Below are 12928 nucleotides of genomic sequence, written 5' to 3'. Positions count from 1 at the left end.
TCCATTTTGTCGCAGGAGGGAGGTGAGCTTGACCGATGGTCACCCGGCGCGAAGTCATCGACGACTTAAGACGCCAGATCGAGAGGCTCGGCGGGGCTCCTGGCGCACGCAAGTCGCTGCCCTTTGGCGTCTCGGTGCTCGACCGGCATCTGCCCGGCAAGGGGCTTACCCTTGGATCTCTGCACGAGGTGATCGAGGAGGGGCCCGCTTCGGAATTTGCGGGAACCGCCACGTTCTTCACGGCCGGAATTGCCGCTCGCCTCAAAGGTCCAGTGCTCTGGTGCCTGACCCGGCGCGATCTGTTCGCGCCGGGCCTTATGCAAGTCGGCCTTCATCCGGATCGCGTCATTTATGCCGAGACCTGCCGTGATGCCGACGTCCTGCTTCTCATCGAAGAAGGCCTCCATCAGAAAGGCCTGGGTGCCGTCATCGGTGAAGTCTCACGGCTCGGCCTCACCGCCTCCCGCCGCCTGCAAGTGGCCGCGGAGGCTTCAGGCGTACCCGCCCTGGTCATCCGACGTTGGTGGACGGTCGCCGAGAGGGACCTGACCCAGCTTCCCACCGCTGCCTCGACGCGATGGCGCGTGTTGCCGGTCCCGTCGGAGGTTGTTCCTGCTGGCGGCCTCAAACGCGGCCGCTGGCAGGTTGAACTCGTGCGCTGCCGGGGTGCGGAACCCCGTTCCTGGATCTTGGAGGCCTGCGATGCGCAGGGTCGTCTCGCTTTACCTGCCAACTTGGCCGACCGACAGGATCAGGCGCAAATTCGGTGATCCACCGCGTGAGAAGCCGCTTGTGACCGTGATCAAGCAGGGTTCACGCCGGCTGATTGCGTCCGCCTGTCCAACAGCACAGAGAGTTGGCCTGATCGAGGGAATGGCTGTCGCTAAAGCACAGGCCATGGTTCCCGACCTGCACATCATCGACTCTGATCCTGAGGGCGAGAATGCTTCGCTTCGTCAACTGGCGGAATGGGCCATCCGCTTTTCACCTGTGGTCGCGCCCAATCCTCCGGACGGCATCTGGATCGACATCGCGGGAGTGGAGCATCTCTTCGGTGGTGAAGAGGCCTTGCTCAAGAAGTTGATCGATCGTGTCGAGAACAACGGTATTCATGCCCGCGCCGCAATTGCTGACGTGCCGGGTGCGGCATGGGCTGTTGCTCGGTTCGGCAAGGGCGGGATTATTCCATCAGGCCGGGCTGTGGACGCAGTTTCCACCCTGCCAGTGCAAGCCCTCCGGCTCTCTCCTGAGACGGTGAGCGCCATGCACCGCCTGGGTGTCGAGCGCGTTGGGCAGCTTGCCGCGATGCCGCGAGCGCCAATGGTGCGCCGCTTCGGCCACGAAACAAGCCTGCGTCTGGACCAGGCGCTGGGGCATGCCTTCGAGCTGATTACCCCGATCATTCCGGACGAGGCGGTGATTGCATCCCGCGCCTTTGCGGAGCCAATCGGCCGGTTGGAGGACCTGCAACTCGTGGTGCGCCGGCTCTCCGATGAGTTGTGTCAGACATTGGAAAAGCGCGGCGAGGGTGTCCGGCGGCTGGATCTGATCTTCCGCCGGGTGGATCAGAAGGGCGCGTCACTCCGGGTTGGAACAGCCAAAGCGAGTCGGGATCATGTCCACTTGGCAAAGTTGTTCGACGAGAAAATCGAGACGGTCGATCCGGGCTTTGGCATCGAGGAGATCGTCCTCATCGCCAACCATACTGAAGCACTCGTTGAAAAGCAGACGGTTGCAAAAGGGATCGAAGCCGAAGACGAGTCTGTCGACCTAAGCCAACTCGTTGATCGATTGACCGCTCGCATCGGGGAGGATCGCGTCTATCGGCTCGCTCCCGTCCACTCCCTCGTCCCAGAGCGCATGACAAGGAAGATTTCTCCTCTCGCGCCTCTGTCGGGATCCACCTGGCCGGAGAACCTGGAGCGTCCGACCCGCCTCCTCGATCCGCCGGAATCGATTATGACGACGGCCTTACTGCCGGATCACCCGCCGGTGTCATTCATCTGGCGCCGGATTCGCTACAAGGTCACGAAGGCCGACGGGCCGGAACGCATCACCTCCGAGTGGTGGCTCGGCGATGAGCAGAAGATGATCCGGGATTATTATCGGCTCGAGACCGCTGAGGGATCTCGGTTCTGGATCTTCCGTGACGCGCCGATGACCGAAGGCGGCCGCTGGTGGATGCACGGGTTCTTTGCATGACCGTGTATGCCGACCTGCAGGTCACCACTCATTTCTCGTTTCTGCGTGGCGCATCCAGTGCGGCGGAGTTGTTCGCACAGGCGAAGCTGCTCGGGATTTCGGCGCTGGGCATCACCGACAGGAATTCTCTGGCCGGGATCGTCCGGGCATATGAAGCCGCAAAGGAAACAGGCGTGCGGCTGATCGTCGGATGCCGCCTTGATCTGACCGACGGCACGTCGCTTCTGGTCTACCCGATGGATCGCCCGGCTTATTCCCGGTTGTGTCGCTTGCTCAGCATCGGGAAGAGCCGCGGTGGAAAAGGCAAATGCTTTCTGACATGGGACGACGTCGTCCAGTGGAGTGAAGGCCTGCTCGCAATCCTTCTTGGCGACGAGGCGAGCGACATACTGAAAGCCAATCTGTCACGCCTGAAAGCCACCTTTGGTAATCGCGCCTATATGGCCTTGATCCGTCGATTCGCTCAGAACGAGCACCTGCGACTCTATGAGGTCGAGGAAGCGGCTCGGATCGCCCGCGTCTCAACGATTGCACTCGGTGACATCCTCTATCACCATCCGGATCGGCGCCCGCTGCAGGATGTGGTGACCTGCATCCGGGAGGGCTGCACGATCGACACTGCCGGTTACCGGCTGGAGCGCAATTCGGATCGGCATCTGAAGGATCCGGCCGAAATGCAGCGTCTGTTCGAGCGGCATCCGGGAGCCTTCCAGCGGATCCAAGAGGTCCTCGATCGCTGCACATTCTCCCTCGACGAACTGCGCTACCAGTATCCCACTGAGACCGATCCAGGTGAGACCGCTCAGGAGAAGCTGGAGCGCGTGACCTGGGAGGGAGCGAACCGCCGCTATCCCGGCGGTGTCCCCGATACGGTGGCCGGAACGATCCGGCATGAGCTCTACCTGATTGAGAAGCTGGACTACGCGCCGTACTTCCTCACGGTCAATGCCATCGTTCAGTTTGCGCGGACGCGAGGCATTCTGTGTCAAGGGCGCGGGTCGGCCGCCAACTCCGCCGTCTGCTACGTCTTGGGCATCACCTCAATCAACCCGATCGAGCACGATCTCCTGTTCGAGCGCTTCGTGTCCGAGGAACGACGCGAGCCGCCAGACATCGATGTCGATTTCGAGCACGAGCGCCGAGAGGAGGTGATCCAGTGGATCTACGACACCTATGGCCGGCATCGTGCCGCTCTGACCGGAGTGGTGACTACCTATCGCGCCCGTGGCGCCGTGCGAGAGGTCGGCAAGGTCATGGGCCTGCCGGAGGACGTGACCGCCGGCCTGTCCGGTCTCGTCTGGGGCTGGGGCAACGATGGCGTGACGGAGAAGGAAGCCCAAGAGCTCAACCTCAATCTCAAGGATCCGCGGCTGCGGATGACACTGGAATTAGCCTCCGAGTTGATCGGAGCGCCCCGGCATTTGTCGCAGCATCCGGGTGGCTTTGTGCTGACCCAGGATCGTCTCGACGATCTCGTGCCCATCGAGCCCGCCGCCATGGAGAACCGGCAGGTGATCGAATGGGACAAGAACGATATCGACACCCTGAAGTTCATGAAGATGGATGTGCTGGGCCTCGGCATGCTCGGGTGCATGCGCCGGGCCTTCGACCTTCTGCGGGAGCATAAGGGTGAGGAGCGCGAGATCGCCACGGTCCCGCTCGATGACGGCCTGACCTATCGCATGATCCAGAAGGCCGATACTGTCGGCGTGTTCCAGATCGAGAGCCGCGCACAGATGGCGATGCTCCCTCGCATCAAGCCGGACAAGTTCTATGACCTGGTTATCCAAGTAGCGATCGTCCGCCCCGGCCCGATTCAGGGCGATATGGTGCATCCCTATCTCCGTCGCCGAGAGGGGCACGAGAAGCCGGAATATCCCCGGCCGGAGCTGCAGCGTGTTCTGGGAAAGACGCTGGGTGTGCCGCTCTTCCAGGAGCAGGCCATGCGGGTGGCGATTGAATGCGCCGGGTTTACGCCCTCCGAGGCGGACCAGCTCAGGCGAGCGATGGCGACGTTCAAGCTGACGGCCGGCGTCACCAAATTCCGGGATAAGCTCGTGACCGGAATGACCAATCGTGGTTATGCTCCGGACTTCGCGGAAAGGACATTCAAGCAGCTCGAAGGCTTTGGATCCTACGGCTTCCCGGAAAGCCATGCCGCCTCCTTTGCCAAGATCGCCTACGCCTCGTCTTGGATGAAATGCCATCATCCCGATGTGTTCTGCTGCGCCATCCTGAACTCCCAGCCGATGGGCTTCTACGCCCCGGCGCAGCTGGTTCGGGATGCGCGAGACCACGGGGTCGAAATCTGCCCGGTCGACATCAATCACTCCCGTTGGGACTGTACCCTGGAGCCGACCCGAAACCCCAAGCGATTTGCGGTCCGCCTCGGGCTGAGGCTGGTCGCGGGGTTAAAGAACTCCGAGGCGGCCATGATCCCATTAGCCCGAATGGACCATCCATTCACATCCATTGAGGATCTCCGGCGTCGGACGGGAATCTCTGTAACCGCTCTGGAGCGCCTGGCCGATGCGGACGCATTTGGGTCGATCCCGGTGGGCCGGCGCGATGCACTCTGGGAGATCAGGGGCTTCTCGGATGAACCGCTTCCGCTCTTTGCTGCGGCCGATGAGCGGGACAGCCAGATCAGGCCAGAAGGCTATGAGCCGCACGTCGAACTCACGCCAATGACCGAGGGCCGGGAGGTTGTAGAGGACTACCGGTCCAAGGGCCTGACCCTGCGGCAGCACCCGATGGCGTTCCTACGCGCGGAGTTGCGGCAACAGCGAATTCACCGCTGCTCGGCAATCCGGCTGATGCGAGACGGCCGCAGGTTGACCATAGCCGGGATGGTCTTGGTGCGACAGAAACCGGGCTCGGCCAAGGGCGTCATGTTCATGACGGTCGAGGATGAGACTGATGTAGCGAACCTCGTGATTTGGCCGTCCTTGTTCGAAAAGCAGCGCCGGCTGATCCTGTCGTCTGGAATGATAGGCTGCCGAGGGCGGCTTCAGAGGGAGGGGGGCGTAACGCATATCGTTGCCGAACACCTGATTGATTTATCGCACCTGTTGCGCAGTATCGGCGATCGCAATCAGCCGTTTCAGGCTGAATATGGCCGGGGCGACGAGGCGAAAATCGGCACGCGTGCCATGCTTCGTACGGGGTCAAAGGATCCGGACAGTAAGGTTGCCGCGCCTAATGATGAGCGTTCATCCGAGGCAGGGATCCGGATCCTAGTCAGAAATTTCCACTAGCTTGCGGTGGAGCGTGACGGTCTCCAAGCCTTGCTGGCAGCTGCCGAGGAGCCTTGCATGGACAGCCGTCATACTGCCCCGGGTTTGCCGCGGAGGTTCGGATTGTCGCGCTGTTCGACAGACGCAAAGAACGCGTCCATCTCGATGTGAATGATCTTGCGCTGCCGTTCTGTGAGAACCGGCGGCTCGCCAAACACGTGAGAGCCTTGCCTCTGAGCTTCTTCCGGACTGGGAATGGACCTTCGGATCATTGTCCGATGACATCCGCTTTATCTCATCAGCGTCCGAGGCGGCAACGTGAGAATCCACCTCGGCAACCCTGGCTATCGCCACATGCTACGCATCTTCGCGCCAACATCAACGCGAATGCCTTTTGTCGCAGCAGGTGACGTTGCCGGATCTGGCACAGCCACAGGCCACGACACCCGTTCGAACAACTTCAGGAAGCTGCTCGGGATGAAGCGGGTGCGGGCGGCATAGACATGACGATCACCCCTGGCAGATTGCTGGTGGGTGAAGAACCGCTGTGGCACGATCAGATGCAGGTGGTCCTTGGCGCGGGTCATGGCCACGTATAGGAGCCGCCGCTCCTCCTCGATCTCACCCGTGGTGCCGGTGCCGAGATCCGACGGGATGCAGCCATCGACCACGTTCAGCACGAACACCGACTTCCACTCCTGCCCCTTGGCGGAATGGATGGTCGATAGGATCAGATAGTCCTCATCGCGCAGAGGCACGCCAGCCTGGTCGCTCGTGGCATCCGGCGGATCGAGCGTCAGCTCCGTGAGGAAACGCTCGCCGGACGGATAGCCGGCCGCGATCTGCTCCAACTGGATGAGGTCGGCTTTGCGGGTCGCGACATCCTCGTGCATGCGCTCGAGGTGCGGCTCGTACCAGGTCCGTGCCTGCTCAAGCTCGGCCGGCCACCCTACGGTACCGGCACGAAGCTGTGCAATCGCATTGACGAAGGAGGACCACTCGTCTCCCGCCCGGGGCGGGGAAGGCGCCTCCAGGAGCGCTCCGATCGGATCGGCGGCGTCATGCATGCGATCGAGCACGCGCCGGGCCGAGGTCGGACCAACACCCGGCAGAAGCTGCATCAGCCGGAATCCGGCGACGCGATCGCGCGGGTTTTGCACGAACCGCAGCAGGGCGAGCAGGTCCTTGACGTGCGCGGCATCGAGGAATTTGAGGCCGCCGAATTTCACGAACGGGATGTTGCGGCGGGTCAGCTCCACCTCCAGCGGCCCGCTGTGATGCGAGGTCCGAAACAGCACCGCCTGCTGCTTGAGGCTCATTCCTGTCTCGCGGTTCGCAAGCACCTGCTCGACCACATATCGAGCCTGATCGGTCTCGTCGCGGACGGCCACCAGCTGCGGCCGCTCGCTGGAGGCGCGATCTGTCCAAAGATTTTTGGTGAAGCGCTCCGAGGCGAGCTCGATTACCGCATTGGCGGCGGCCAGGATCGGCTGGGATGAGCGGTAGTTGCGGTCGAGCGTGACGATCTCGGCTGGCGGGCTGAACTGAGAGGGGAAGTCCAGGATGTTGCGCACGGTCGCGGCGCGGAAGGAATAGATCGACTGGGCATCGTCCCCGACCACGGTCAGGCCCTGGCCGCCCGGCTTGAGGGCCAGCAGGATCGAGGACTGAAGCCGATTAGTATCCTGGTACTCGTCGACAAGGATATGGTCGAAACGCCCGCCGAGTTCGGCGGCGATGGATGGCTCAGCCACCATCTGAGCCCAGTAGAGCAGGAGGTCGTCGTAATCGAGCACGTTCTGGCGCTGCTTGGCTTCAACATAGGCGGCGAACAACTGCCGCAACTCGGAAGCCCATCCGGCACACCATGGGTACGAAGCGCGGAGAACGTCCTCTAGTGCCGTCTCGGCATTCACGCAGCGGGAATAGATCGCCAGGCAGGTTGCCTTGGCTGGGAAACGGCTCTGGGTAGTGGAGAACCCAAGTTCGTGCCGGACGAGGTTCATCAGGTCGGCCGAGTCCTCGCGGTCATGGATTGAGAAGGCCGGGTCGAGACCGATCTCTGGCGCATAGTCGCGCAGGAGCCTAGCGCCTATGCCATGGAATGTGCCGGCCCAGGTAAGGGCGTCGGTCATCACGCCTGCGTTCTGTCCCAGAACTTTACCCGCGATCCGCTCGACCCGGCGCGCCATCTCGGCCGCGGCCCGGCGGGAGAAGGTGAGCAGGAGCATGCGGCGCGGATCGGCGCCGTTGACGATCAGATGCGCCACGCGATGGGCTAGGGTGTTGGTCTTGCCCGATCCTGCCCCTGCGATAACCAGCAACGGCGTAGCTGAACTTGAGCCATCGGCCAGGACACCGTGCTCGACCGCCTGACGCTGCCGCGGGTTGAGTTGGTCAAGGTAGGCAGGGTTCGCAGACACAGTCGAATCATCCCTCTCTGGACTGGTATAGATCCTCATTCCTGTTTTGTTCGCAATGGCTCAGCTTGCCGCCGCAAGATTAGGTCGCGACACTATGTTCTCTATTTGTTCTTTCTTTCGCCACATAAATCCTTAGGGTCCGGCTCTTCTGTTATGCACTGGATTCGGGATGACCACGGATAAGACAAAAGCAATCGAGACTGCCGTCAGTCAGATTGAACGGGCCTTTGGCAAAGGCGCCATCATGCGCCTCGGCGGCGATCAGATTGTCGAAGTGGAGACCATCTCCACCGGTTCACTCGGCCTTGACATCGCGCTAGGTGTTGGCGGTTTGCCGCGCGGCCGGATCATTGAGGTCTACGGACCGGAATCGTCCGGTAAGACCACGCTCGCGCTCCAAACGATTGCAGAGGCTCAGAAGAAGGGCGGTGTCTGCGGCTTCATCGACGCCGAACATGCCCTGGATCCGGTCTACGCGCGCAAGCTCGGGGTGAATCTGGATGATCTCCTGGTGTCTCAGCCGGACAATGGGGAGCAAGCGCTAGAGATTGCCGACACGCTCGTGCGCTCAAGCTCTGTAGATATTCTGGTCATCGACTCGGTGGCAGCCCTGACCCCGAAAGCCGAGATCGAGGGCGAGATGGGCGAGAGCCGTCCCGGTCTCCAGGCCCGCCTGATGAGCCAGGCGCTACGCAAGCTGACCGGTTCGATCAGCCGCACCAAAACGATGGTGATCTTCATCAACCAGATCCGCATGAAGATCGGCGTCATGTATGGCAGCCCCGAGACGACCACGGGCGGCAACGCGCTGAAGTTCTATGCGTCGGTGCGCCTCGACATCCGTCGCACGTCCACTCTGAAGGACCGCGATGAGCCAATCGGTAACCAGGTGCGTGTGAAGGTCGTCAAGAACAAGGTTGCTCCGCCCTTCAAGCAGGTCGAGTTCGACATCATGTTCGGTGAGGGCATCTCCAAGATGGGAGAGTTGATCGATCTTGGGGTCAAGGCCAATGTGGTGGAGAAGTCCGGCGCCTGGTTCTCGTACGACAGCCAGCGGCTCGGCCAAGGCCGAGAGAACGCCAAGACGTTCCTGAAGGACAATCCCGAGATTGCGGCCGAGATCGAAGGCAAGATCCGCCAGAATGCCGGTCTGTTGATCGCGGACCTGCAGGGCAACGATGATGTCATTGCATCGGAAGACGCAGCCTAAGACCTTCCCAGGCGGCAGGCACCAAGCGCTCCTGTTGATAGGCATGTCCTCGCTGCCTGGGTGTTAAAAGGCCGCCGATCCGTCAGCGGCCTTTCTGACCCTGGGAGGATAGAGCAGGAGGCTCCCCTGCCGTTGCGACGCAGGAGTGCCAATGCCTGCTAGCAGTTTAGACGATGCTTTCGCTGACATCGCCGCATTTCTGCCCCCATCGCGGCTAAACAGGCCTCTCCAAGCTAAACAATAACGAAGGGGTAACTATGATCACTCAGTCCATGGACATCACCAATCCAGAGACGTTTCTGGAATATGAGGGGGTGAAGATCTATCGCACGTACCAGTTCGATGATCCCGTCAGCTATCCGCCCTCGTCCCACATCTTCACAACCTCTCCAGAGGGGACTTAGGCTTCCGACCCCTTTCGCTTCGACATTCGTACTCTGACTGTCCCGGCCGTATCGGCTTACGAGGACAGCGTGCGTGCTGGAGACGAAAGTGCCGTTGCGGCCGTGCTGGAGCAGGCCATCGATCGCGGTATGCTCGCGACGCCAGATGCCAGCTCTGGGTCTCGACCGGTCCAGGTCTATCAGCAAGCGTGGTGAGGGCTCTCTCGCCTGCCTCTCCCCAAGAGTGAGAGGCAGGTGCCCTCGCAGGCGAATTCGCCTGCTGACATGAAGACGTGGCCTGTCGTCAAACGGAGCAGGCCACCCAACAGCGGCCTTTCCATCTTTGAACAGAGAGGGCGGATCAGGCCGCCTCGGCGACAGGAACGGGACCGGCTTCGTCCATGGCACGCATGTAGACGTCGAGCAGCGTCTCGTGCTCGTCGCGCTCCTCCTGGTCTTGCTTGCGCAGCTTGAGGATTTCCTTCAGCACCTTCACGTCAAAGCCCTCGCCTTTGGCCTCTGAGAAGATCTCCTTCTTGGCCTCGGTCAGTTCCTTGAGTTCGGTCTCGATCTGTTCAATTCGCTCAATGAACGAGCGGATCCTATCTCCCGCAATACCAACGACGTCGCTCATGGTGCCTCCTTTGCTGGATATGGACAGGTACTATCCGGCAGGTCCGTAAGCACCGTGTTAATGGGGCGGGCAGAATTCACAGCTTCGGTCAGCGTCGCGCCAGTGTCCTCGCAGCCATCTACGATGAGCATGAGAGCGCCCGTACATTGTTGGTTGCGAAGTACTTAATCTGATTAATGCCATAGTCGATGCGCTGTTTCCGGTGCACGTGGACCTGCTTCGATGATTGCCCTAGTCGCGATGGAAACCTCCTCAGCCCCCGACTGGATGCTTCATTGTGCTCATAAAGGTGAGTTCTCTAGCCGCTGAATATGCACGATCGGAGTGTTGGTGACGTCCGCGAGTGGGACTCTGATCCATGATCAATACAATGGGTGACATTCCTACTCTGCGGCTCAGAACGACGAATGATGACACACCAGTCTTGGGATTGAGCGAGTAAGCGATCCGGTCACCGTAACCAGTTGAACCAAGGGGGTGATGAGACAGCATGGGACAGGCCGCGCCTGATTGGACAATTAGAATGCTGAACGATCAACCGGGAGACTACATGGGACACCATGAGATGCCATGGCACAGATTGAGACGGTATGAGAGTCAATGGTACAACATGAGAAGGATTGAGACAACATGGGACAAGCGGCGGCAGTAGGAAGGCTGATCAAAACCGCAAAGGATTAGCCCTGAGACAGCATGAGACGCCATGGCACGGATACAGACAGCAATGGGACGACGTGAGACGGCATGGGACATTGGAAGTCGCTCCGGGTCGGACGATTCGGAACGGCAAACGACGAGACAACTAGGAAGCTGTCATAGTCACGTCTCAGGAGCTGCTTGCCTCATGCCGCGGCGAACCTTGCGATGCGCCTGCCCGTGATAGGCTGCTTGACGCCCGTTGTAAGCGGGAAGCTGATCGGCAAGCCGCGAAGGGCGCGCACCGCCAGAAATGCGAAACATTCCGCTTCCACAGCATCGCCGCGCCAACCAACAGCTTCGGCCATGACCGGCTCAACGCCGGCGCGCTTGCGTATCGCCTCGACCAGTGTTGGGTTTCGCCGCCCACCGCCGCACAGGATCAGGTGTTCAGGCCGTTGCGGGAGCAGGTCGAGCGCCTTGCCCACAGCCCCCGCGGTAAATGCCGTCAGCGTGGCCGCGCCATCCTCCAGGCTGAGCCCATCGGCCATCGCCGCGGTGAAGTCGTTACGGTCCAGCGACTTTGGATATGGAGCTGTGAGGTACGGATGGTCGAGAAGCCGAGCCAGCCGGGCCTCATCGACGGCCCCGCGGGCTGCGATGGCACCGTCGCGGTCCATGTCACCAAGGCCATGGCGAAAGATCCAGTCATTGAGAGGGGCGTTCGCCGGCCCGGTGTCGAACGCGACCATGGTGTCACCGCCGCCCCACCAGGTCACATTGCTCACGCCACCGAGATTGAGAACGGCCGAATTTGGCTTGGCTGCGATGCTGCGCAAGAGCGCGACGTGATAGCTGGCAGCCAGGGGAGCTCCCTGCCCACCCGCCAGCATATCAGCGCTGCGGAAATCAAAGGCCACGTTCGTACCAACCAGGCGCGCCATTAGTGCGCCGTTGCCGAGCTGCCGGGTCTGGCCCCGGCGCTGCCCATCGGGAGCACGGTGGAGCATGGTCTGGCCGTGAAAGCCGATGATGGCGACGTCCGAAGGCTTGATCCCAGCCTCGGTGAGAAAAGCCGTGACAGCCGCTGACTGCGCCCAGGTGAGGGCGTCCTCTGCCCGGGCGAAGATCGCCGGCTCGGGCCCCTCAAAGTTCCAGTCGCGAGCCGCCGCCATCGCGTCTCGGAGCAGGGGCCGGAGCTCGGGTGGGTAGGGGGCCAGCGTCCAAGGCCCGAACTCCTGAACCGTCTCGCCATCCGTTCTGATCAAGGCGATGTCGATATTGCCGTCGAGGACGGTTCCCGTCATCAATCCAACAGCCCAAGTTGGCGGCATGGCGATCATCTCCAGTTCATGGTCGGGCAAGCCTTCTTCCGAAATACCGGCTCGGCGGCCCTCGTACGATGACAAGGATCCTATCGCCAGGATCGGCAACCGCAATGCTTAATCTTGTCCCCTATTGACCAGGTGACACGCTCGTCGCCCGTTGGATCTGGGCATTGTGTGCAGGGTACCAAGTGTCAGCTCTTTATCTGCTGGGTGCTCGCGGCAGGATCCACCTTGCCCGGCTGCTCCGCTCGATATCGTCACTTGAAGTAGCGGCAGATCGAACAATCGGGACCCGTGTAATCGATTCCGCGCAACCGGGCAGATCGGAGTCACCTCGGCAGGGCGGCAGATGGGACAACATGGGACAAGGGCGGACAACATGAGACGGCAGGGGACGCGATGACACGGCAGGGGACGGCATGGGACAACGTGCATCGCTCCGGGTCCTTCCTCGTGCAGCGGTCAACCGGGGGGCGCGCGGAGCCCGGTCCTTGGCAGTTTTCAGATTTTTTCTGGAAACGGTTCAGGGGAGCCGAGGAGGTTTGTGAATGTGTCAAAACCGCCCTTTTGCCACGGCAACCGTGCGAGAAGTTTATTCGCAATTTCGGTGACTTAGGAGGTTTATAGGTTTTGGCACACAGCCCTTAGATTCACATTTGAAGAATCTTCTTCTTTTTCGAGACGTCTATTTATGGACCCCTCGTGCCAAAACCCCCAAAACCCTAAGACCCCCTCGAATTCGGAATACTGACACCCCCGAAATCGCGCCGGCATTCGAGGTGGTGTCTCATGTTGTCTCAGAGTCCGTCCCGTAAATCATGAGCATCGACCCAAGCGGCGGATGAGGAGCATGACAGACGCGGCATAAAGGAACGC

Annotated in this window: 7 protein-coding genes and 1 pseudogene; 4 read left to right on the top strand and 4 right to left on the bottom strand. The window is 61.0% G+C overall.

Translation table 11 applies throughout. From position 1 onward, the window contains the following. The first annotated feature begins 35 nt into the window (after positions 1-35). From JAO75_RS18395 to JAO75_RS18385, 3 genes are read left to right on the top strand one after another with little or no spacing between them, the layout of a single operon-like run. Positions 36-770, top strand: coding sequence for an ImuA family protein (locus JAO75_RS18395; protein WP_199050602.1), 735 nt, complete (start codon positions 36-38; stop codon positions 768-770). Further along, complete coding sequence (locus tag JAO75_RS18390; RefSeq protein ID WP_199050601.1) at positions 703-2202, top strand: Y-family DNA polymerase; 1500 nt, start codon at positions 703-705, stop codon at positions 2200-2202. The genes JAO75_RS18395 and JAO75_RS18390 overlap by 68 nt, the downstream gene beginning before the upstream one ends. Then, positions 2199-5459 carry an error-prone DNA polymerase gene (locus JAO75_RS18385; RefSeq protein ID WP_199050600.1) on the top strand — a complete coding sequence of 1087 codons (3261 nt, stop codon included), beginning with the start codon at positions 2199-2201 and terminating at the stop codon, positions 5457-5459. The genes JAO75_RS18390 and JAO75_RS18385 overlap by 4 nt, the downstream gene beginning before the upstream one ends. A gap of 71 nt (positions 5460-5530) precedes the next feature. On the opposite strand, the pseudogene JAO75_RS24935 reads toward JAO75_RS18385, so the two are convergent. Continuing rightward, positions 5531-5710, bottom strand: a pseudogene (locus JAO75_RS24935) (Y-family DNA polymerase); the annotation flags it as partial. Between the two features lie 72 nt (positions 5711-5782). Next, positions 5783-7900 (bottom strand): ATP-dependent helicase, encoded by a 2118-nt coding sequence (locus JAO75_RS18380; protein WP_199050599.1) that lies wholly within the window; start codon positions 7898-7900, stop codon positions 5783-5785. Between the two features lie 130 nt (positions 7901-8030). Here JAO75_RS18380 and recA point away from each other — a divergent pair, with 130 nt between their 5' ends. Further along, complete coding sequence (gene recA / locus JAO75_RS18375) at positions 8031-9071, top strand: recombinase RecA (protein WP_199050598.1); 1041 nt, start codon at positions 8031-8033, stop codon at positions 9069-9071. 744 nt (positions 9072-9815) lie between these two features. On the opposite strand, the gene JAO75_RS18370 is transcribed toward recA, so the two are convergent. Then, positions 9816-10088, bottom strand: a complete 273-nt coding sequence (locus tag JAO75_RS18370) for a DUF2312 domain-containing protein (protein WP_199050597.1) — start codon at positions 10086-10088, stop codon at positions 9816-9818. 842 nt (positions 10089-10930) lie between these two features. Continuing rightward, positions 10931-12058, bottom strand: a complete 1128-nt coding sequence (locus JAO75_RS18365) for an anhydro-N-acetylmuramic acid kinase (protein WP_199050640.1) — start codon at positions 12056-12058, stop codon at positions 10931-10933. Positions 12059-12928: the final 870 nt, after the last annotated feature.

It is taken from the genome of Microvirga splendida, assembly GCF_016427565.1.
Lineage (GTDB): Bacteria > Pseudomonadota > Alphaproteobacteria > Rhizobiales > Beijerinckiaceae > Microvirga > Microvirga splendida.
Note: the sequence above shows the minus strand (reverse complement) of the source record. Positions and strands in the feature narration are given on the sequence as shown.